A 21719-nucleotide genomic window follows, 5' to 3' on the forward strand; every position below is an offset into this window, starting at 1 on the left:
GCGCCTTACTACAGCACCGGAATAATCGGAACCCGAGCTCCCACCTCATGGGCAGAACCCCGAACCGAAGAATCATCCAACACCGCGCAGTGAGTAGCCGCCGCCAACGAGGACAGCATATGCGACGCCGACTTCGGCAGAGGATACGCCACACCATCATGCACCGACACAGGAAGCAGACGAGCCCCCGCCGGCTTACGCAAAGTATCAACAGGCTCACCCAGAACCGCCGAATCCAGCTCCGGCAGAGGCATGTCCCTCATGCCAGCCAGAAGCGGCGGCAAATACGAATACAGGGCAGTGTAAGCCGCCAAAGGATTACCCGGCAGACCCAGCACAAAACGCTCACGACCCGAATTCGGGCCAGTCTCCGGAACCGGCAGACGCGCAGCCAATGCCGGATGGCCCGGACGCACATCCACCGACTCAAACAAATAGGTTGCGCCCATGTCGTTGAGCACCTTACGCACCAAATCAACACCCGAGGTGCTCGACCCGCCCGTAAACACCAGCACACGAGCCGTCGACGTGGACAAGAACGTGCGGAACTCAGACTCAACATCCGCCAAACGAATCGAAGGGCGCGCCTCGCAGCCTGCAGAAATAATCGCATGCTCCATGAAGCCGCCAAAGGCATCACGCACCTGACCCGGCGCAGGCACACCAAACGTAATGACCTCATTACCCGTAAACGCGCAACGCACCGGAATCGGGGCGTACACCGGCAACTCATCAAAACCATTCGTGCCCAAGAACGCCGCCATACGCGCAGAGATACGGTCGCCGTGGCGTGCCAACAGCTCGCCACGCTCTAGCTCAACACCAGCATGGCGAATATCAGCACCCGGCGCCGGAGGCTCAAAACCCTCCGCCATATCCAGGTAATGAATACTGGACTGAGTCTCCAAATGAGCAGCTACACCAGGGCGAGACGAAGCCTCCGCACCCTCATACAGGCGCGAATGCTCCTCGCGCACAATCGCCTCAGCGCCCTCAGGGAGCAAACCACCCGTCAAAATCGGGGTCGCCTCACCCGGAGCAATCGGAACCGTCAGACGGTGAATATTCGCGCGAGAATCCTCCGGATACGCCGGGGTCACCAGACGCCACGGAGGCGCACCCGCCACAGCGTAACCATCCATCGCAGAAGAGCTGTAGTGGGGAACCGGCATCATCGAATAAACATCATCCGCCAAATAGTGGCCAATCGTCGCCAACAGCGGCAAAGACTCCGTCTTCACATGGTGAGCAATCTCCAGGCCCTGCTCATGCAGAATCTGGCGGGCCTGCTGCCACGAAACAGAAGGAATATGGTGAGACATCGTACCTCGTAAAAGTGTGTGCGGGACGCGCAACAGCGCGCGAGCTCAAAAACATCGCCCGGTCGGGCGTTAAGACCTACCACTAGGGTACTCGTAGCTTGGCAACTAGCGCTTCTGCGCGCCTCAACTACTGATAACCCCGTGCTAATAACTCGACCAGAGCGAGGTCGTATAGCCCAGAGCCTGCGCCTGCTCCCAGGTATCAACATCGGCGGTATCAGCGGCAGACATCTCCACCGCCACAGGGTTCAGACGGCGCAAAAAAGAACGAACAGAAGCGTCAGTCGTGCCGGTCGAAAAGACCGAACGAATCGCCTCAAAACGGTAGATACCAACCAGTGGCTGATAGATACCCTCAGCGACACCCCAGAAACCTGCAGATGCTTCAGCACCCTCAGATGATTCAGAATCGGTAGGGGAGAAGCCCGCCGCGCGCTCAGCACTTTGTGCCGCAGTAATCAGCTTCTGAACCGCCGGGGCAATACGCGGAGTATCCACACCCAAAATCAGACACCATTCAGGCGTAGGAGCCTGCAATCGCTCGCAATCGGCCGCAATACACTCCAAACCGGCATGAATCGCCGCGGCAGGCCCCGAAAACGGCGGATCCTCACGAGTACGCAACACCCCCGACGGCAACGGCAAGCTCTCGGGGCCCACCACCACGCGCGGGGATGCAGCGGCCACCGCCTCCAGAGCACAATCCAGCAGAGTGCTCGTGCCATCAGACAGGGATGCCTTCGGCACGTGGTTCAGGCGGCGAGAAGCGCCTCCGGCAACAACAACCGCGGCGCACGAAAAATCGGCAGAGCCCTCAATGGGAAGCGCAGAACCGGGCATCTTATCCGCCTGCATTATCCACCCGCAAAGGGAGGCAGAACGTCCACGCGGTCGGTATCCTGCAGGGGCGCCTGCACATCAGAACGAGCACCGTTGACCAGGAACGAGCACTGCTCCATCACCTGCGCAAGAGTCAGACCCGAGGGGGTCGTACCCTCCAGGCTCTGACCCAGATGCTCAATGAGCGCGCCAAGAGTCGCAGACGGCAACTCGGCCAGGGGCACCGACAGCTGCGCGGTACCCGCCGCAGAACGCGCGGCAGCGAAAAAATGAACCTGCATTATGCTCCTCAAGTCTTAACCAAACTCTGAGTGGGGTAGCCGAAAGCTGGGGGCGCCTGTAAAAACCGTGCCCACGCATATTCGGCTGAGAACAGTGGCTTCCTTAGCCGCCAATAGCGCTCATCGAGCGGCTTGCCTTGGCGAACTCCTCAATATCGAAGTCAGCGTCTTCCTTGCCGTGAGCGCGCGGCTTAAACCACATGCCCTCACGCCAACGCAGAGCCAGCTGCTGATCGTCAGCACCGGAACGCAGAAGCTGCATCAGGTCAGTCTCAGTGTCAGAGAACAAACACGAGCGAATCTTGCCGTCCGCCGTCAGACGGGTGCGGGTGCACGCATTGCAGAACGACTCCGTCACCGAAGCGATAATGCCCACACGGCCCAGCGACTCGGTACCGTCAGCCGGGAATCCCGCCTCATCCAGGGCAGTGCCGAGCGGGTACACCTCCCATAGCTGAGCGGGGGAATCGCCACGTGCCTCAGCCACCGAACCCAGAACGTACTCAGCCGATAGCTTCTCGCGAATCTCAGCGGCAGTAATCGTGCCCTCGCGGGTCCAACGGTTATCGGCATCCAGCGGCATCTGCTCAATAAAACGCAGCTGATAGCCACCCGCCAACGCCCAGCGCAGAAGCTCCGGAGCCTGATCATCATTCAGACCCGGCATCAGCACAGCATTAATCTTGATGGGCCACAGACCAGCCTCGGCAGCACCGTCAATACCCTTGAGCACGGCATCGAGCTTATCGCGGCGGGTCAACTCGGCAAAGGTTTCACGGCAAATCGTATCCAGAGAAACATTGATGCGGGTCAGACCAGCCTCCGCCAGGGCGGCGGCACGCTTCTCCAAACCAATACCGTTCGTCGTAATCGCCAACGGAATGCTCGGATGCGCCTCATGGATGCGAGAAATAATGTCCACCAAATCAGCGCGGACCAGCGGCTCACCACCGGTAAAGCGGATCTCCTCCACGCCCAGCTCAGTGATCGCAATATCGGCAAGGCGCGCAATCTCCTCGGCGGAGAGCAGATTATCCTTCGGAAGCCACTGCAAACCATCCGCCGGCATGCAATAAATGCAACGAAGATTACATTTATCGGTCAGAGAGATACGCAGATCCGTCGCCACGCGACCCCAACGGTCCAAGAGCGGACCGCTGTTCGTAATATTAGGGAGCTTACGCGCAGGCTTGACGCCGCTCTCAGATTTTTCGGGCGTAACAAAAGCAGCCCCGTTACCCTCCGCAGAAGATAAGGTGCTTAACGTTGGGCCCGCAATGAGTTCAGAAGAGGCCGAATTCGCCGTGTACGCCATGTAAAACCTATGTGGAAAATTTGCATATTTCAGGTGACAATATGATTATTCCATGTTCCGGCGCCCCGTACATAGTGTGTGCAGGGTAAGTTACAACTGCGCCACAGCAGACAACCACGACGAAGCAACGCCGCGTGTACAAGCTAGGGACGTACACGGAACGTCACATAAAGCCCGCACATGGACGCACCTCACCTTCAATAGCAGTACGAACCAACCAAGGAAATACCTCATGAAGAGCCCCCTCGCAGCCCTCAGCGCGCTCGCCGCAGCAACCCTCGCCCTCACCGGATGCGGCGCCACCCAGAGCTCCTCATCGTCCACCGCATCTGCAGCAAGCAGCCAGGCAGCCTCCGGCAAGGTCGAAGTCTTCGCCGCAGCCTCCCTGAACAACGCCGGTGCAGACCTCGAAAAGGCATACGAAGCCGCCAACCCGGGCGTAGACGTCACCTTCGTCTACGAAGGCTCCGCAAAGCTCGTCAACCAGATCGAGCAGGGTGCAACCCCCGACCTGCTCATCACCGCAGACACCAAGAACATGGACAAGGCAAAGAAGCTCGACCAGTTCTCGACTTCCGAAACCAACGTTCTGGTCACCAACAAGCTCGTGCTCGTCACCGCCGAAGGTAACCCCGGCAAGATCAACAGCCTTGACGACCTCAAGACCACCGAAGGCGTCGTCGCTGTCTGCAAGGAAGACGTTCCCTGTGGCACCATCGCCCACCAGGAACTGAAGAAGCACGACATCACCCTCAAGAACGCAACCACCGAAAGCAAGGTCACCGACGTAGCGACCAAGGTCACCACCGGTAACGCGGACGCGGGCTTCATCTACACCACCGACCTCGCCGCCGCCAAGAAGAAGGGCGCCAACCTCGGTTCCGTCGAACTGACCGACGTGGAACGCAACGAATACCCCGCAGCGCTGAGCAAGACCGGCTCCTCCTCCGAAGCCGCAAAGAAGTTCAACGAATGGCTGAAGAACTCCGATGAGGCGAAGAAGATCCTCACCGACTACGGCTTCAGCACCGCCAAGTAACGCTAGCGCCGTTCCGCACCGCTGAAACCCGGAGCGCAGAACGGACACCCGCAGGATGCGGCGGCACGCTCAACGAGCAAGCCGCCGCATCCTGAACGCGTCTCCTGCCGCGCTCTCAAGACCCCGAAGAAATACGCCGAGAAATACCCATGACAGACAGCACCGCAACCACCCGCCGCCGCGCCGGCGCCTCACGCACGCCCGGGAGCAGCCTCTTCGCCTCCGTGCCCGTGCTCTTCCTGGTTCCGGCGTCGCTGGGTATTTTCCTCATCGCGGGTCCGCTTCTCGGGCTCTTCCTCAACATCCCCTGGAGCCAGCTCGGTAGCATCTTCACCCCGCAGGTGCTCGGGGCGGCTAACCTCTCTCTCGGCACCGCCGCCGCATCCACCCTCATCTGTGGTCTTCTCGGCGCACCCCTGGCACTCGTGCTTTCTAAAGTGCTCAACCGCTCGCGGCTGCACCGTTTCGGGTCGGTCCTCTACGCCATCATCTACACCCCGGTGATTCTCTCACCGGTGGTCTCCGGCCTTGGGCTACTCTTCTTCTGGGGACGCAAAGGCATGATCGGTACCTACCTCTACCAGGCAGGAATCTCTATCCCGTTCACCTCGAACGCGGTGATTATCGCCCAGGTCTTCGTCGCCCTGCCCTTCTTTGTCGCCACCGCGGTTACCACCCTGCAAGCCATACCCCGTGAGTATGAGGAAATCGCTCTCGTCGAAGGCGCTAAACCCGCAGAAATCACTTTCAAAGTGTTGTTGCCCCTCGCCGCGCCGGGACTCGCCACCGCCTTTCTCCTCTCCTTCGCTCGTGCACTCGGTGAATACGGTGCAACCGTCACCTTCGCCGGCAACGTGCAAGGAAAAACCCAAACCATACCCCTCGCCATTGACCTAGCCATCAACAGCAGCGACATTCCCAGCGCCCTCGGAAGCGCCCTGATCCTCATCAGCCTCTACCTGGGAATCTTTGGGGTCCTCGGCCTGATTCGCGCCCTCAAAAAACTACGCGAAAGCACCCGATAAGCCACTCCGCCGCCTGCCCCGCATACCACCCGGCATACACCGGTCCTTAGGCAAAACTGCATTTACCAGCCCACAAACACACACCTACACTAGTCATAACCGCCACCGCACGATTGGAACCGCCATGATTTCCCCCGAATTCAATGGAACCCCTAGCACCGAGGAATACCGCGCCTACCTGGCGCTACTGTTGCGCGAAGTATTTATCGGCACCGCAGAAACGGTTCCCCTCTACCACGCGGCAGGACGCATCCTCGCGCAAGACGTCACCGCACGCATGGACGTACCCAGCTTCGACAACTCCCAAATGGACGGCTACGCCCTCACCGCGGCAGCCGTTGACCGCGAGGACCGCATCTTCACCGTCGGCCGCGAGATTCCCGCAGGGCGTCCGCTGCAGCGCTCCCGCTCCTCCGACGACCTGACCTACCCCATCATGACCGGCGCACCCATGCCCAAGGGCTACGACGCCGTCATCCCGGTCGAGCAGTCCGAACGCATCGAATACCCCGACCTGCCCGAATCCTTCGGCCGCCCCAGCGAAAAGGTCAAACTCGCCCCCGGCAAGCCCGGACAGTTCGTACGCCGCCGCGGCGAAGATGTCGTCACCGGCCAGGTACTCGCACGCGCCGGTGAACGCGTCACCCCCGCCCTGCTCGGTGCGCTCGCATCCCAGGGCTATGCGCGCCTGACCGTCGCGGCTGGCCCCCGCGTGCTCGTATGCACCGGTGGCGACGAGATCCTCTCCGGCGTTGAAGAAGACGGCAGCGCCACCACCCAGGAACTCGGCCAGGGCCAGATTTTTGACGCTAACGGCCCCATGCTCACCGCCATGCTCCGCGAAGACGGAGCGGAGGTGCGGCGCATCGCTATTGGTGATGACCCCGTCGAGCTGCTGCACCGCCTCACGGCAGAATACGAGAGCTTCAAGCCGGACATCATCATCACCTCCGGAGGCATCAGCCACGGCAAATACGAAGTGGTGCGCAACGCCATCGCCAAGGCACACGAAGCCGACATCCTGGTGCCCGTCTCCTGGTTCGGCCACGTCAGCCAGCAGCCCGGCGGACCGCAGGGTGTAAACGTTCTCGATTTCAAGGGCCACCGCGTGCCCATGATTTCCTTCCCCGGCAACCCGGTGAGCACCCTCATCTCGTACGCGCTGATTCTGCGCCCCTACCTGCGTGCAGGCGGCCCCTACGGTGTGCCCTATGCGGTTGCCTCCGAACAAGCAACGCTGAATAACGCACCGCGCGGCGTGCTCGTCACCGACGCCCCGCTCACCGCACCGGCGACCAAGCGCCAGTTCCTGCGCGGTACCCTCGCCATGGTCGAGGTGGAGCCCGGAACCTACCGGGTGGAGCTCTACCCCGACGTGCTCTCCGGCTCGCACCTGCTGCACCGCGCCGCACAGGCGGATGTGCTCATTGAGCTGGTGCCCGGAACCACCTACACCGGGGGAGAAGCGGTACCCTACCACCGCATCCGCCTCACCGATAACTAGGCGACGCACCCCCGCATTGTTCCCATCCAGAGCGACAGGGAATAATTGAGACTCACACTAACTAACGATTCGCGGCAGAAGAACACCGCGCAGAAGCCAGGAGAAACGATGACCTCTACCTCTCAGCCCAACCAGGAACTGACCCACGTGCGCGCCGACGGCTCGGCACACATGGTGGACGTTACGGAGAAGTCAGTCACCACCCGCACCGCCCTGGCTGAGGCGACTGTACGCACCCGCGAAGACGTCATCGCCATGATTTTTGACGCCGACCTGCCCAAGGGCGACGCCCTGCCCGTCGCACGCGTCGCCGGCATTATGGGTGCTAAGCGTACCCCGGAAATCATTCCCCTCTGCCACCCGCTGCCCCTGGGCAAGATCACGGTCGACTTCGAGCGTGGCACCGACTTCGTGCGTATTGAGGCATCCGTGAAGACCCGCGGTGTGACCGGTGTGGAGATGGAGGCGCTCACCGCCGTCTCCTCGGCGGCACTGACCGTTTTCGACATGATTAAGGCAGTCGATAAGCACGCCGTTATTACCGATATTCGTGTTCTGGAGAAGAGCGGCGGCAAGTCCGGCGACTGGTCCGTCCGCGAGAACTCCTAAGCTCTGGTAGCTCGCTGAGCTCCACCGTCATCTGGCAGATACAGAAAAGGAATTCCAATGAGTAGCGAAGACTACACTATGCCGGAGAACCTCACCGGCCTGGTCATTGTCGCCTCCACCCGCGCAGCCCGCGGCGTGTACGAGGATAAGTCCGGTCCCATCGCCGTGGAGTGGTTGCGCTCGCGCGGCTTTGACACCCCGGACGCCGTGGTCATTGAAGACCGTGAGATTGTCGAGTACTTCAACACCTTGGTGGCCGAGGGCAAGAAGAACGGTAACCTGCCGACGTTCATCCTGACCAGCGGCGGTACCGGCCTGAACTCTGACGACCAGACCGTGGAGGCGGTTCGCCCCCACCTGGATAAGGAAGTTCCCGGCATTATGCATGCCTTCTGGAAGAACGGTCTGAAGAACGTTCCTGCGGCGGTGCTTTCACGCGGCGTGGCGGGCGTCATTGACCGTACCTTCGTGATGACCCTGCCCGGTTCGCGCGGTGGCGTGAAGGACGGCGTGGCAACCCTCGACCCGCTCGTTGAGCACATTTGCCGTCAGATGGAGGACTACCATGACCACTAAGCCGCAGAAGGAAGAATCCCTGGACCACTCGGGCGCGCACGGTGCTGAGCCGAGCGGCTCGACCGTGGTGTTCACCGATATTACGGAGGCTCCCCTGGAACCGCTGTACGCAGCGGCTAAGGCTGAGGTTATGACTGACGCCATGGGTGCCCTGGTAATTTTTGACGGCATTGTGCGCAACCATGATCACGGTAGCGCGGTGCGCGGGCTGTCTTACAGCGCGCATCCGCAGGCTCGTGAGTATATTGCCGAGGTTGCCGCTGAGGTTGCCGCCGAGCTGGATGGCGTGCGTCTGTGGGCTGTGCACCGCGTGGGTCCGATTGCTATTGGCGAGTCGGCTCTGACCGTGATGGCGGCGGCTGCTCACCGTGGTCGCGCGTTTGATGCCTGCGAGCTGGTGGCTGACCGGGTGAAGGCTCGCGTGCCGATTTGGAAGGAACAGGAACTGCTCGATGGAAGCATCGAGTGGGTTGGCGTGGATACTTCGTCCGTCTAGCCTTCTGAATATTCTGAATATAAGCCTGTCAGGGGGATTTCTCTCGGGCAGGCTTATTCTCCTTGAAGCTTGGACCCCTAAAATTCAAACCATCTCTACTATTTGATGCGAGGAACCCCTATGTCTTCTCACACCTCTCGTAGCGCGAGCGAGCTCTCTGCCGCTGAGCGTGCGTTCTACTCTCGTCAGCTGATTCTGCCCGAAATGGGGTATGAGGCTCAGCTGGCACTCAAGGGCGCACGCGTTGTGGTGTTGGGCGCTGGCGGTTTGGGTGCTCCCGCGCTGCTGTACCTGGCGGGTGCTGGTGTCGGTCAGATTGTGGTGGTTGATGACGACGTCGTGGATGTTTCGAATCTGCACCGCCAGGTGATTCATACGCACGCCAGAGTGGGTAATTCTAAGGCTGGGTCTGCCGCTGAGTCTTTGCGCTCGCTGAATCCTTTTATTGAGGTTGTGCCGGTGCGTGAGCGTCTGACGGAGGCGAACGTTGATGATTTGCTGTCTGGCGCTGATTTGGTACTGGATGGTAGCGATAATTTTGAGTCGCGTTATATGGTGTCGGCGGCGGCGGCGCGTGCTGGGATTGCGCATGTGTGGGCTGCGATTCTTGGCTTTGATGCGCAGTTGAGTGTGTTTTGGGCGGGACACGGTCCGGTGTATGAGGATTTGTACCCTCATGCTCCTGCTGCCGGTAGTGTGCCTTCGTGTAGTACCGCTGGTGTGGTGGGTGCTATGGCTGGTGTGGTGGGTGCTGCTATGGCTATGGAGGCAGTGAAGCTGTTGACCGGGGTGGGGGAGCCGCTGATGGGTGAGGTTGGCCTATATTCGGCGTTAAGTGGGAGGTGGGAATATATACCTCTTGTAGCTAGCGTGCAAGCTCAGCCTAAGAAAAACGCTGATTTGCCGGCTAAAAAGAGTCATAACCCCAAAAATAATGTAACAATTCGTAATATTTCTCAGGATTTTACAAGCACTTCTGCCGACTCAAAACCTCGCTCGATAAGCGCTCAGGACCTTAAAAAGGTGTCATTGGGTGAAAATATTGCCCTTTTGGACGTTCGTGAGCAGGTGGAATTCAATGCTTTCGCCATTGAGGGCGCTATTAATCTGCCCCTCACTGAACTGCTTGAGGCAGCACGAAATGGCTCTCTCAAGGCCCTGATTGAGCGTAAAATCCCCGCAAATGCCCAGAAAATCGTTATTTACTGCACTGGATACACTCGAACGGTCGAGGCTGCTCGTGAAATAGCCCCTCTGGAGGAGCGTTCTGTGTACATGCTTGAGGGTGGAATTTCTGCCTGGCTTACGGTCTAAAACACCCTTATTTCGTATGAATTAGGCAAGGTTTTTATCTCGTATTTTCCATGCCAATTTTCAGATATATTGGGCAGTATGGAACAAGCATCACAGATTAAGGGCCCGGATGGCCCCCTTACCGATCAGCTGATCAAGTTCGGTAAGTTCTTCTCCCGCTGGGATGAGACTGAAGACGGCCGCGCCGTCTTCCGTGAAGGCGGCCGCGAAGGTGACGCCTTCTACCGCGACCGTTGGAGCCACGATAAGGAAGTTCGCTCTACCCACGGCGTGAACTGCACCGGCTCCTGCTCCTGGAAGGTGTACGTCAAGGACGGCATTATCACCTGGGAAGCACAGGAAACCGACTACCCCTCGGTTGGTCCCGACCGCCCCGAGTACGAGCCCCGTGGTTGCCCCCGCGGTGCAGCATTCTCGTGGTACACCTACTCTCCCACTCGCGTTAAGTACCCCTACGTTCGCGGTCTCCTGCTGGAGATGTACCGCGAAGCGAAGGCAATCCACAACGATCCCGTGGACGCCTTCCACTCCATCGTGTCCGACCCCGCTAAGCGTGCACGCTACGTGAACGCACGCGGTAAGGGCGGTCTGGTGCGCTCGACCTGGGCTGAGGCTCTCGAGCTGATGGCTGCTGCTCACGTGCACACCATCAAGTACTACGGTCCCGACCGTAACACCGGCTTCACCCCGATTCCGGCAATGTCTATGGTGTCCTTCAGCGCGGGTGTTCGCTACATCCAGCTGATGGGCGGCGTGATGACCAGCTTCTACGACTGGTACGCTGACCTCCCCGTGGCTTCCCCGCAGGTCTTCGGCGACCAGACCGACGTTCCCGAGTCCGGCGACTGGTGGGACGCTGCATACCTCATCATGTGGGGTGCAAACGTTCCGCTGACCCGTACTCCGGACGCTCACTGGGTCTCCGAGGTTCGCTACCGCGGTACCAAGGTTGTCACCGTGAGCCCCGACTACGCCGACAATACCAAGTTCGCTGACGAGTGGCTGCCCGCACAGGCAGGTACCGACGCGGCACTGGCTATGGCAATGGGCCACGTCATCCTCAAGGAGAACTATGTCGACCAGCGTGTCGAGTTCTTCGAGGACTTCTCCCTGACCTACACCGACCTTCCCTTCCTGGTCACCCTGGAAACCCGTGAAGACGGTGTGAAGGTCCCCTCCAAGTTCCTGACCGCGGCTAAGCTCGCTGGTGAGGCTGAGCAGGCTAACGCTGATTTCAAGCCCGTTCTGATGGACCGCGAGACCGGTGAGGTCTTCGTGCCCAACGGCACCATGGGCCACCGTTACGCTCAGGAAGACCAGGGCAAGTGGAACCTGGACCTGCAGGGTCGTAAGCCGATTCTGTCGATCCGCGACCTGCCCCAGGGCCAGTCTGCAGCTGTTGAGATTAAGATGCCGACCTTCGATAACCCGAAGGGTCACGGCGACGTCATTACCCGCGGTGTGCCCGTAGCCTACGTTGAAGGCCACGAGGTCACCACTGTCTTCGACATCATGCTGGCACAGTACGGTGTGGGCCGTGAGGGTCTGCCCGGTACCTGGGCTAAGGACTACGAGGACTGGAACGTTCAGAACACCCCGGCATGGCAGGAGCAGATTACTTCTGTCCCCGCCGAGGCTGTTATCCGCGTTGCCCGCGAGTTCGCTAAGAGCGCCCTGGATTCCGGCGGCCGCTCTATGGTCATCTTCGGTGCAGGTATCTGCCAGTGGTACCACGCTGACACCACCTACCGCGCTATCCTCTCCCTGCTGAACCTGACCGGTTGCCAGGGTCGTAACGGTGGCGGTTGGGCTCACTACGTGGGTCAGGAGAAGGCACGTCCGCTGACCGGTCTGACCAACATTGCGAACGCTCTGGACTGGAGCCGTCCGCCGCGTCACATGATTGGTACCGGTTTCTGGTACATGCACACTGACCAGTTCCGTCAGGATGCATACTCCACCGACTACCTGCAGTCCCCGCTGGCTAAGGGCGAGCTGCGCGATGTTCACACTGCTGACGTTGTGGCACGTTCTACCCGTATGGGCTGGATGCCGTTCTACCCGCAGTTCCCCGAGAACTCGCTGGAACTGGCTGAGAAGGCAGAGCAGGCAGTGGCACGCGGCGAGGCTTCCTCGAACGCGGACTACATTGCACAGCGCCTGAACTCCGGTGACCTGGAGTTCTCCGTTGAGGACGTCGACAACCCCGTCAACTGGCCTCGTACCCTGACCCTGTGGCGTTCGAACCTGTTCGGTTCCTCCGCTAAGGGTGAGAGCTACTTCCTGAAGCACCTGGTCGGTAGCATGGATAACGTCCAGGGCTCCGATTCGGAGAAGCTGCCGAACGAAGTGAAGTGGGTTGATGAGGCACCTCAGGGCAAGCTGGATCTGCTGGTCACCTCGGACTTCCGCATGACCTCCACGACCCTGCTGTCTGACATCGTTCTGCCGACTGCAACCTGGTACGAGAAGCACGATATCTCCTCGACCGATATGCACCCGTTCCTGCACGCGTTCTCCCCGGCAATTGACCCGCCGTGGGAGGCAAAGACCGACCACGAGACCTTCAAGGCACTGGCGTACGAGTTCACTCGCCTGGCTAAGAAGCACCTCGGCGTTCGTAAGGACATCGTTTCGGTCCCGCTGCTGCACGACACCCCCGGCCAGATTGCTCAGCCCGGCGGTCACGCACCCGACTGGAAGAACACCCCCGGTATGGTGGGTGTGCCCGGCAAGAACATGCCGAACTTCGTCACCGTCGAGCGTGACTACGGCGCACTGTACGACATGTACACCACCATTGGCCCGCTGTTCGACAAGCTCGGTGCTACCACCAAGTTCATCACCTATGACCTGAAGGACGAAGTCGCGAAGATGGCTAAGGAATTCGGTGTGATGGACTCCGGTAAGGGCGCAGGTCGTCCGGCACTGGACACCGATGTGAAGATCGCCGAATCCATCATGATGATTTCGGGTACCTCTAACGGTGAGGTTGCTATCAAGGGCTTCAAGGAGCTCGAGAAGCAGACCGGTCTGCACCTGATGGACCTGGCAGAAGGTAACGAGGAACGTCGTATCACCTTCCCCATGACCCAGGCCGCACCGCAGCCCGTGATGACCTCCCCCGAGTGGTCCGGTTCGGAGACCGGCGGTCGCCGTTACGCTCCGTTCACCGTCAACATCGAGAAGAAGAAGCCGTTCCACACCCTGACCGGCCGTATGCACTTCTTCCTCGACCACGACTGGATGCACGAAATGGGCGAGGCTCTGCCGATTTACCGTCCGCCGCTGGACATGACCGGCCTGTACAACGAGCCCGAGCTCGGTACTACCGATGGTGTTTCGGTTGCTGTTCGCTACCTGACCCCGCACAACAAGTGGGCAATTCACTCGCAGTACTTCGATAACCACTACATGCTGAGCATGTTCCGTGGTGGCCCGACTGCGTGGATGAGCCCGCAGGATGCTGACAAGATTGGCGTCAAGGATGGCGAGTGGATTGAGTGTGTGAACACCAACGGTGTCTTCGTGGGTCGTGCGGTTGTTTCGCACCGTATGCCCGAGGGCGTCTGCTTCGTTTACCACGCTCAGGAGCGTATGGTTAGCCCGAAGTCTGAAGTCACCGGTAAGCGCGGTGGTATTCACAACTCGGTGACCCGTATTCTTCTGAAGCCTACCCACATGATTGGTGGCTACGCTCACCAGGCGTTCGCCTTCAACTATCTCGGACCGACCGGTAACCAGCGAGACATCGTCTCGTACATCCGTCGCCGTAAGTCCCAGGAGGTAACTTTCTAATGCGCGTTATGGCACAAGTTGCGATGGTGATGGCGCTCGATAAGTGCATCGGCTGCCACACCTGCTCCGTGACCTGTAAGCAGGCATGGACGAACCGAGCCGGTACCGAATACGTCTGGTTCAACAACGTTGAGACTCGTCCCGGTCAGGGATACCCCCGCCGTTACGAGGATCAGGAGAAGTGGAAGGGCGGCTGGGTGCTGAACAAGCGCGGTCGTCTGGAGCTCAAGAGCGGTAACCGCTTCCAGAAGCTCTTCACGATTTTCGCTTCCCCGATTCAGCCCGAGCTGAACGACTACTACGAGCCCTGGACCTACGATTACCAGAACCTGACCAGCGCTCCTCTGGGTGATGACTTCCCGGCTGCTAAGCCTGTCTCCCTCATCACCGGTGAGGACACCAAGGTTGAGTGGGGTATGAACTGGGACGACAACCTGGCTGGTGCGACCGAGTACGGTCACCTGGACCCGCTGGTTGAGAAGGTTCGCAAGAAGGCTGAGGACAAGATTAAGTTCGAGTTCGAGCAGACCTTCATGTTCTACCTGCCTCGTATTTGTGAGCACTGCCTGAACCCCTCCTGCATGGCTTCTTGCCCCTCCGGCGCTATCTACAAGCGTGCTGAGGATGGCATCGTTCTGGTTGACCAGGACCGTTGCCGCGGTTGGCGTCAGTGCATCACCGGATGCCCCTACAAGAAGGTGTACTTCAACCACAAGACGGGTAAGGCTGAGAAGTGTACCTTCTGCTACCCCCGTATTGAGGCTGGTATTCCGACCGTGTGTGCTGAGACCTGTGTTGGTCGTATGCGCTACATCGGTATCTTCCTCTACGATGCAGACCGCGTGACTGAGGCTGCTTCGGTTGAGGATGAGAAGGATCTCTACGAGGCTCAGCTGTCGCTGATGCTTGATCCTTCGGATCCGGCTGTGATTGAGCAGGCTCGTAAGAACGACATCCCCGATGCGTGGATTACTGCAGCTCAGAAGTCGCCCGTGTACAAGCTGGCGAAGGAGTGGAAGGTGGCTCTGCCCCTGCACCCCGAGTACCGCACCATGCCCATGGTTTGGTACGTACCGCCGCTGTCTCCGATTGTTGACCTGCTCAAGGAGCAGGGCCACGATGCAGAGAACAGCAACAACCTGTTCGGCGCTATTGAGTCTCTCCGTATTCCGGTTGAGTACCTGGCTGAGCTGTTCACCGCTGGCGACACTGAGGTTGTTACTAACGTTCTGCGCCGCCTGGCTGCAATGCGTTCGTACATGCGTGACATCAACCTCGGTGGCGAAGGCAACGAGGAGATCGCTCAGGCTGTCGGCATGACCGGTCAGCAGGTGTACGAGATGTACCGCCTGATGGCTATCGCTAAGTACAACGAGCGTTACGTCATTCCTAAGGCTCACATGGAAGACGCCCACAACCTTGAGGAAATGGGTTGCTCCCTGAGCGTGGATGGCGGACCCGGCATGTACGGCGATGCGTTCAACGACATGGAGGGTCGCCCGACCCCCGTGTCCACCGGTGTCTACGAGGCTAACAACAAGGTCAGCTTGTTCAGCTGGGACGGTTCTTCCCGTCCTGACGGCCTCTTCCCGAATACCACCGGAAAGAAGTAATAAGTGGCTGGATTCTTTTCCAAGCTCATGGGCAAGGCCGGTTCCGAGGCTGCTGTCTCGGAGCCGGCTCAGCCGGAGAACCCGTTTGATATCGATTACGGTCCCGGCGAGGATAAGGACTCGGTAATCTACCAGGTGAGCGGTATGCTCCTGGGCTACCCCGATGAGGAAACTCTGAAGGTTCTGCCCGAACTGGTCGAGATTGCCGCTTCCACCCAGGATGAGGCTTTCATTGCTGCCGTTGATGCGGTTCAGCAGTGGCTGACTTCTAAGGACCTGGAGGATGTGCAGTCCGAGTACGTGCAGGAATACGACCTTTCCCGTCGTCATTCGTTGCATCTGTCCTACTGGACCGATGGCGATACCCGCCGCCGTGGTGAGACTCTTCTGCGTTTCAAGCAGATGTACCGCGACTCCGGTATGTTGACCGTTTTGAACGGTGAGCTTCCGGATTACCTGCCGCTGGTGCTGGAGTTCTGTGCGTTGGTGGATCGCCGTAAGGGCCGTTCTGCTTTGCAAGCGTACCGTCCGTCCCTTGAGCTTCTTCGTCTGTCCATGAAGGACGGAAATCTGCCCCACTACGGGTTGTTGCAGAGCATCTGCGATACCCTTCCTGGCGTCTCTCCGCAGACTCAGGAGGAGGTTCAGAAGATGGCTGGCTACGGCCCTCCCGTCGAGACTGTTGGCCTGAATGGTTACGCTGATCATCAGTTGCTCCAGCAGGCTTCGGCTCGTTCTAACTAGTTTTATCCCTTGTGAGGAGACAACACGTGTACGTACTTGCTTCTGAGAACGCAGGACATGCTGCACAGGCTGTAGCCGATCCGGGTATTGTTGACATCCTGCTGTGGGGCGTTCTGCCCTATGTTGCACTGGTCGTTCTGATTGGTGGCACCATTTGGCGTTACCGTACTGACCAGTTCGGATGGACTACCCGCTCGTCCCAGGTCTATGAGTCGAAGCTGCTGCGCATCGCTTCGCCCCTGTTCCACTACGGTCTTGCGGCCGTGTTCCTTGGCCATGTTGGTGGTCTGCTGGTGCCTAAGGCACTCACTGACCTGGTCATTTCGGAGGACACTTACCACATTGTGGCGCTGGCTGGCGGTTCTGTTGCCGCGGTTGCGACCATTATTGGTATGTTCGTTCTGATTGGTCGTCGTGTTTCGAACTCTCGTGTGCGTTCGGCTACCACTCGTAATGACGTTCTGATGTATGTCGTTTTGGTTCTGGTGATTCTCGCTGGTACTGCGGCTACTCTGCTTTCGGCTGTGAACCCCTCGGGCGGTTTGCCTCCGGTAAATGGTCACGAGGTTCACTTCAACTACCGTGAGACCATTGCTGTTTGGTTCCGTTCGCTGTTCTACTTCCACCCTGAGGTGGCTCTGATGGTGAATATTCCTGTGGCTTTCAAGATTCACATCGTGGTGGCTATGGTTCTGTTCATCATTTGGCCCTTTACCCGCCTGGTGCACGCACTGACTGTGCCCCTGCACTACCTCTTCCGCCCCTACACCGTGTACCGCTCTCGTGGCGGCCAGCGTGTTGGTGCACGTCGAGGTTGGGACCCGGTAGGCACTCTCCCGCGTGAGCGCGCCGACCGCTAATACACACATCCATATTGCAAAAGAGGAAATATGAGCACCCCTGCTGCACCGAGCTACGACCTGAAGAATGGTCAGCTCCGTAACGTTTTGCTTGCAACCTTCGCCTCAACCATTGGTTTCTGGGCGTGGACCGTTGTCGGCCCGCTGGCGAAGATGTATGCAAAGCAGATGCACCTGGACGCTGGTATGACCAGCCTTCTGGTTGCTATGCCGATTTTTATCGGCGCTATTGGCCGTATTCCCGTTGGCGGTCTGACTGACCGCTACGGTGGTCGTATCATGTTCACCGTTGTTCTGGCGATTAGCGCACCCCTGGTCTTCCTGGTTGGTGTTGCTGGTCAGATGAACTCGCTGCCCATGCTGCTTGTTGTGGCATTCTTCCTGGGTATTGCGGGTACCGTGTTCGCTGTGGGTATTCCCTTCTGCTCCGCATGGTATGACGCTTCCAAGAAGGGCTTTGCGACCGGTGTGTTCGGTGCCGGCATGGTGGGTACTGCAATTTCCGCATTCGCTACCCCCCGCCTGGTGCAGGGTATTGGTTACTTCCAGACTCACGTTCTGATTGCTGTTATCTGTGCTGTGACCGCTGCTATTTCTTTCTTCTTCCTGAAGGACTCTCCGGCAACTGTAGGCCGTGAGGTTACTCCGCTGATGCCGAAGATTGTTCAGGCATTCAAGGTGAAGACCACTTGGCAGCTATGCTTCCTCTACGCTGTTGTGTTCGGTGCGTTCGTGGCATTCTCGAACTACCTGCCTACTTACCTGAGCAACATCTACGGCTTCAACGCTAACGACGCTGGTATGCGTGCGGCTGGCTTTGCGGTTGCTGCTGTGATCGCTCGTCCCTTCGGTGGTGTCCTGGCGGATAAGTTCGGCCCGAAGGTCATCACCCTCATCTCCCTGGGTGGTGTGGTGATTCTGGCAGTTATTATCGCGTTCCAGCCTGATGCTGAGCACGTGTATGGTGCTGTCTTCATTCTGATGGCTGCTCTGCTGGGTCTGGGCCACGGCTCGGTCTTCGGCTGGGTGGGTCGTGTAGCTGACCCGAAGAACGTCGGCGCGGTGTCCGGTGTGATTGCTGCTGCTGGTGCTCTGGGTGGCTTCTTCCCGCCGCTGGTGATGGGTGCAACCTACAACCAGGCTGAGAACAACTACTTCATCGGTCTGATGCTGCTGGCTGTGACTGCGGCTCTGGCTTTCCTGTCGGCATTCCTGGTGCCGAACGGTGGCAAGCCCAACCACGCTAAGTAGGGTCTTCTAGTACATCCTTCTGCGGGATGTATGTGAAGTTTGCTTTGACTGAGTCCGGCTCGTTTTCTCTTCGGAGAGAACGAGCCGGACTTTGTGCGTTTCTGCGGTTTTTCGTATAGCGGGGAGGGGATTTAGCGGGGCAGAAGAGCTTGATATTCTGGCATGTCGAATGTTGGTAAAGGTGGCAAAACTTTGTGGAGATGTGGGACACTTAAGATGTTCGACTCGTCGCAATAGCGCGACGTGACCCCTCTACGGTTTGCGCCGACCAATAGGAGAATCCTATGTCCTTTATTGAACGTCATCTCGGCCCCCGTTCCGCAGACGCAGAGCAGATGCTCGAAACCCTCGGATATTCTTCCCTGGATGCGCTGATGGACGCTGTTGTCCCCTCTCAGATTCGCCTTGACGGCGATCTGCAGCTGCCTGCTCCGCTGTCGGAGCATGAGGCTCAGGCAAAGATTGCCGGCTATGCAGCGAAGAATAAGGTTCTTGCCCAGATGATTGGTGCCGGATACTACGATGCTGTAACTCCCGCGGTTCTGCGCCGTAACATTCTGGAAAACCCCGGTTTCTACACTTCTTACACCCCGTACCAGGCTGAGATTTCTCAGGGTCGTCTGGAGGCTCTGCTGAACTTCCAGAACACCGTGATGGAGCTGACCGGCCTGGAGGTTGCAAACTCCTCCCTGCTGGATGAGGCATCCGCGGTGGCTGAAGCAGCTGTCATGATGCACCGTGCAAACCGCAAGGTGAAGAACGGCTTCTTCGCTATTGACTCCCGTTGCCTGCCTCAGGTTATTTCAGTGACTCGTGGTCGTGCAGAGATGCTCGGCATTCCTTTCGTGATTACTGATTTCTCTGGGGGCCTGCCCGAGGGTGACCTGTACGGTATCATCCTGGCGTACCCCGGTAATGAAGGCGAGATTCGCGATATTGAGCCGCTGATTAAGGCCGCTAAGGAGCGTAACGCTCTGGTCACCGTTGTTGCTGACCTGCTGGCTCTGACCCTGCTGAAGTCCCCGGGTGAGCTGGGTGCTGATATTGCTGTGGGTAACACTCAGCGTTTCGGTCTGCCTTTCTTCTTCGGTGGCCCGCACGCAGCGTACATGGCTGTTCACAAGGGTATGGAACGCACTATGCCCGGTCGTCTGGTGGGTGTTTCTAAGGACTCTGCCGGTAAGCCTGCGTACCGTCTGGCTCTGCAGACTCGTGAGCAGCACATCCGCCGCGAGAAGGCTACTTCTAACATTTGTACTGCTCAGGCTCTGCTGGCGATTGTTGCTGGCGCTTACGCGATGTACCACGGTCCTGAGGGACTGCGCGCTATCGCGAACCGTCTGCACACCAACGCCGCTCGCGTTGCTACCGCGCTGAAGGCTGCCGGTTACGGTATCGCTCACGACACTTTCTTCGACACGGTCGTGGCGGAGGCTCCTGGCCGCGCTGACGAGCTGGTTGCGAAGGCTCTGGAAGCTGGCGTGAACATCCGCCGCTTCGACGAGAACCGCATCGGTATTTCCGTGGGTGAGTCTCACGGTGAGGAGCTGCTCAAGGGCCTGGTTGAGGCTCTGGGCGGCACCCTGGGTGAGGCAGATGCACAGTACGATCTGCCCGCTGAGCTGCTGCGTACCGATGACTACATGCAGCACCCGATTTTCCACAAGTACCGTTCCGAGACCGAGATGATGCGCTACCTGCGTCACCTCGCTGACAAGGATCTGGCACTTGACCGCACCATGATTCCGCTGGGTTCGTGCACTATGAAGCTGAACGCGGCCGCTGAGATGGAGCCCATCTCCTGGCCTGAGTTCGCGAACATCCACCCGCTGGTCCCGGAGAATCAGGCTGAGGGCTGGCACGAGCTGATTAAGGATTTGAGCGAGTGGCTGGTTGCTATTACCGGTTACGATGCTATCTCGCTGCAGCCGAACTCGGGTGCGACCGGTGAGTACGCTGGTCTGCGCGCTATCCGTTCCTTCCACGAGGCTAACGGTGACCACGAGCGCGATACCGTCCTGATTCCGCTGTCTGCTCACGGCACCAACGCGGCATCTGCTGCTCTGGCTGGTCTGAAGGTTGCCGGTGTGGCAACTGCGGCTGACGGTTCGATTGATGTTGACGACCTGAAGGCAAAGATTGAGAAGTACGGCCCCAAGGTTGCCGGCATCATGATTACCTACCCTTCCACTCACGGTGTGTTTGAGGAGCAGGTTGCTGAGGTTTGCCAGCTGGTTCACGAGGCTGGCGGCCAGGTGTACCTGGATGGCGCGAACCTGAACGCTCAGATGGGCTTCGCTCAGCCCGGTAAGTTCGGCGGCGACGTTTCGCACCTGAACCTGCACAAGACCTTCTCCATTCCTCACGGTGGTGGCGGCCCCGGTGTTGGCCCGCTGGCTGTTCGTGAGCACTTGGCGAAGTTCCTGCCCGGTGACGCATACCATGCTGACGCTGAGGGTAAGCTCCCCAATGACGCTGCACTGCCGATTTCGCAGGCGTTCTTCGGTTCTGCCGGCGTTCTGCCGATTAGCTGGATGTACATTGCGATGACTGGCGCTCAGGGTCTGAAGGACTCTTCGCAGTACGCGGTGCTGAATGCTAACTACATTGCGAAGAAGCTCAATGATAAGTACCCGGTGCTGTACACCGGCCCCGGCGGTCTGGTCGCTCACGAGTGCATCCTGGATCTGCGTCAGCTGACCGATCAGTCTCATGTGACCGCTGAGGATGTCTGCAAGCGTCTGATGGACTTCGGCTTCCACGCTCCGACTCTGGCGTTCCCGGTTCCGGGCACCCTGATGGTTGAGCCGACTGAGTCTGAGTCGAAGGAAGAGCTGGACCGTTTCATTGAGGCAATGGAGACCATCTACGACGAGATTATCGAGGTGGCTGAGGGCAAGGTCGCTGTGGAGGATTCGGTTCTGCGCAACGCACCGCACACCGTTGATGTGGTAAGCGCTGATGAGTGGGATCGCCCCTACAGCCGTACCCAGGCAGCTTTCCCGGTTCCGAGCCTGCGCGCTAACAAGTACTTCACTTCGGTGGGTCGTATTGATGGCGCTGGCGGTGACCGTAACTTCGTGTGCGAATGCCCCCCGATGGAGGCTTTCGATCTGGAAGCATAAGGAGCCT

At 58.9% G+C, this 21719-nt stretch carries 17 protein-coding genes; 13 read left to right on the forward strand and 4 right to left on the reverse strand.

The window, feature by feature from the left end:
• Positions 1–8: 8 nt before the first annotated feature.
• The 4 genes from LPB405_RS06535 to moaA form a co-directional block, all read right to left on the reverse strand.
• The gene (locus tag LPB405_RS06535; protein WP_219100804.1) at positions 9–1322 is read right to left on the reverse strand and encodes a molybdopterin molybdotransferase MoeA; all 1314 of its coding nucleotides are present in this window, start codon (positions 1320–1322) and stop codon (positions 9–11) included.
• Positions 1323–1466: 144 nt separating this feature from the next.
• Positions 1467–2177 carry a molybdenum cofactor guanylyltransferase gene (gene mobA, locus LPB405_RS06540; protein ID WP_219100806.1) on the reverse strand — a complete coding sequence of 237 codons (711 nt, stop codon included), beginning with the start codon at positions 2175–2177 and terminating at the stop codon, positions 1467–1469.
• Complete coding sequence (locus LPB405_RS06545; protein ID WP_219100808.1) at positions 2177–2443, reverse strand: MoaD/ThiS family protein; 267 nt, start codon at positions 2441–2443, stop codon at positions 2177–2179. The genes mobA and LPB405_RS06545 overlap by 1 nt, the downstream gene beginning before the upstream one ends.
• Before the next feature lie 103 nt (positions 2444–2546).
• The gene (gene moaA, locus LPB405_RS06550) at positions 2547–3758 is read right to left on the reverse strand and encodes a GTP 3',8-cyclase MoaA (RefSeq protein ID WP_219100810.1); all 1212 of its coding nucleotides are present in this window, start codon (positions 3756–3758) and stop codon (positions 2547–2549) included.
• A 232-nt stretch (positions 3759–3990) separates the two neighbouring features.
• Between moaA and modA the strand changes: the two genes are divergently transcribed.
• The 13 genes from modA (at position 3991) to gcvP (ending at position 21712) form a co-directional block, all read left to right on the forward strand.
• On the forward strand, positions 3991–4797 hold the full coding sequence (gene modA / locus LPB405_RS06555) for a molybdate ABC transporter substrate-binding protein (RefSeq protein ID WP_070846813.1): 807 nt from the start codon (positions 3991–3993) through the stop codon (positions 4795–4797).
• 149 nt (positions 4798–4946) lie between these two features.
• Complete coding sequence (locus tag LPB405_RS06560) at positions 4947–5822, forward strand: ABC transporter permease (protein ID WP_219100812.1); 876 nt, start codon at positions 4947–4949, stop codon at positions 5820–5822.
• Positions 5823–5946: 124 nt separating this feature from the next.
• A complete protein-coding gene (locus LPB405_RS06565; RefSeq protein ID WP_219100814.1) occupies positions 5947–7326 on the forward strand; it encodes a molybdopterin molybdotransferase MoeA in 1380 nt (459 codons plus the stop codon).
• Positions 7327–7434: 108 nt separating this feature from the next.
• Positions 7435–7935: a cyclic pyranopterin monophosphate synthase MoaC gene (moaC, locus tag LPB405_RS06570; RefSeq protein ID WP_219100816.1), complete on the forward strand. Its 501-nt coding sequence runs from the start codon at positions 7435–7437 to the stop codon at positions 7933–7935.
• Between the two features lie 57 nt (positions 7936–7992).
• Positions 7993–8511: a MogA/MoaB family molybdenum cofactor biosynthesis protein gene (locus tag LPB405_RS06575; RefSeq protein WP_219100818.1), complete on the forward strand. Its 519-nt coding sequence runs from the start codon at positions 7993–7995 to the stop codon at positions 8509–8511.
• Positions 8501–9007 carry a molybdenum cofactor biosynthesis protein MoaE gene (locus LPB405_RS06580; RefSeq protein ID WP_070599011.1) on the forward strand — a complete coding sequence of 169 codons (507 nt, stop codon included), beginning with the start codon at positions 8501–8503 and terminating at the stop codon, positions 9005–9007. The genes LPB405_RS06575 and LPB405_RS06580 overlap by 11 nt, the downstream gene beginning before the upstream one ends.
• A 120-nt stretch (positions 9008–9127) precedes the next feature.
• A complete protein-coding gene (locus LPB405_RS06585) occupies positions 9128–10321 on the forward strand; it encodes a ThiF family adenylyltransferase (protein ID WP_219100820.1) in 1194 nt (397 codons plus the stop codon).
• Positions 10322–10399: 78 nt separating this feature from the next.
• Positions 10400–14119 carry a nitrate reductase subunit alpha gene (locus LPB405_RS06590; RefSeq protein WP_219100822.1) on the forward strand — a complete coding sequence of 1240 codons (3720 nt, stop codon included), beginning with the start codon at positions 10400–10402 and terminating at the stop codon, positions 14117–14119.
• Positions 14119–15732, forward strand: a complete 1614-nt coding sequence (narH, locus tag LPB405_RS06595) for a nitrate reductase subunit beta (RefSeq protein ID WP_005504921.1) — start codon at positions 14119–14121, stop codon at positions 15730–15732. Before LPB405_RS06590 ends, narH begins: the two co-directional genes overlap by 1 nt.
• A gap of 3 nt (positions 15733–15735) precedes the next feature.
• On the forward strand, positions 15736–16476 hold the full coding sequence (narJ, locus tag LPB405_RS06600) for a nitrate reductase molybdenum cofactor assembly chaperone (protein WP_219100824.1): 741 nt from the start codon (positions 15736–15738) through the stop codon (positions 16474–16476).
• A 26-nt stretch (positions 16477–16502) separates the two neighbouring features.
• Positions 16503–17336: a respiratory nitrate reductase subunit gamma gene (gene narI / locus LPB405_RS06605; protein WP_060824416.1), complete on the forward strand. Its 834-nt coding sequence runs from the start codon at positions 16503–16505 to the stop codon at positions 17334–17336.
• Between the two features lie 30 nt (positions 17337–17366).
• Positions 17367–18587, forward strand: a complete 1221-nt coding sequence (locus LPB405_RS06610; protein ID WP_219100826.1) for an MFS transporter — start codon at positions 17367–17369, stop codon at positions 18585–18587.
• 284 nt (positions 18588–18871) lie between these two features.
• Positions 18872–21712 carry an aminomethyl-transferring glycine dehydrogenase gene (gcvP, locus tag LPB405_RS06615; RefSeq protein WP_219100828.1) on the forward strand — a complete coding sequence of 947 codons (2841 nt, stop codon included), beginning with the start codon at positions 18872–18874 and terminating at the stop codon, positions 21710–21712.
• Positions 21713–21719: the final 7 nt, after the last annotated feature.

The organism is Rothia mucilaginosa, from assembly GCF_019334805.1.
Taxonomy (GTDB): Bacteria; Actinomycetota; Actinomycetes; order Actinomycetales; family Micrococcaceae; genus Rothia; species Rothia mucilaginosa_C.

What these genes read in the sequence shown, in the direction of transcription:
- LPB405_RS06535 (WP_219100804.1), bottom strand. Translation starts at nt 1,322, where the DNA reads ATGTCTCACCATATTCCTTCTGTTTCGTGGCAGCAGGCCCGCCAGATT.
- mobA (WP_219100806.1), bottom strand. Translation starts at nt 2,177, where the DNA reads ATGCAGGCGGATAAGATGCCCGGTTCTGCGCTTCCCATTGAGGGCTCT.
- LPB405_RS06545 (WP_219100808.1), bottom strand. Translation starts at nt 2,443, where the DNA reads ATGCAGGTTCATTTTTTCGCTGCCGCGCGTTCTGCGGCGGGTACCGCG.
- moaA (WP_219100810.1), bottom strand. Translation starts at nt 3,758, where the DNA reads ATGGCGTACACGGCGAATTCGGCCTCTTCTGAACTCATTGCGGGCCCA.
- modA (WP_070846813.1), top strand. Translation starts at nt 3,991, where the DNA reads ATGAAGAGCCCCCTCGCAGCCCTCAGCGCGCTCGCCGCAGCAACCCTC.
- LPB405_RS06560 (WP_219100812.1), top strand. Translation starts at nt 4,947, where the DNA reads ATGACAGACAGCACCGCAACCACCCGCCGCCGCGCCGGCGCCTCACGC.
- LPB405_RS06565 (WP_219100814.1), top strand. Translation starts at nt 5,947, where the DNA reads ATGATTTCCCCCGAATTCAATGGAACCCCTAGCACCGAGGAATACCGC.
- moaC (WP_219100816.1), top strand. Translation starts at nt 7,435, where the DNA reads ATGACCTCTACCTCTCAGCCCAACCAGGAACTGACCCACGTGCGCGCC.
- LPB405_RS06575 (WP_219100818.1), top strand. Translation starts at nt 7,993, where the DNA reads ATGAGTAGCGAAGACTACACTATGCCGGAGAACCTCACCGGCCTGGTC.
- LPB405_RS06580 (WP_070599011.1), top strand. Translation starts at nt 8,501, where the DNA reads ATGACCACTAAGCCGCAGAAGGAAGAATCCCTGGACCACTCGGGCGCG.
- LPB405_RS06585 (WP_219100820.1), top strand. Translation starts at nt 9,128, where the DNA reads ATGTCTTCTCACACCTCTCGTAGCGCGAGCGAGCTCTCTGCCGCTGAG.
- LPB405_RS06590 (WP_219100822.1), top strand. Translation starts at nt 10,400, where the DNA reads ATGGAACAAGCATCACAGATTAAGGGCCCGGATGGCCCCCTTACCGAT.
- narH (WP_005504921.1), top strand. Translation starts at nt 14,119, where the DNA reads ATGCGCGTTATGGCACAAGTTGCGATGGTGATGGCGCTCGATAAGTGC.
- LPB405_RS06610 (WP_219100826.1), top strand. Translation starts at nt 17,367, where the DNA reads ATGAGCACCCCTGCTGCACCGAGCTACGACCTGAAGAATGGTCAGCTC.
- gcvP (WP_219100828.1), top strand. Translation starts at nt 18,872, where the DNA reads ATGTCCTTTATTGAACGTCATCTCGGCCCCCGTTCCGCAGACGCAGAG.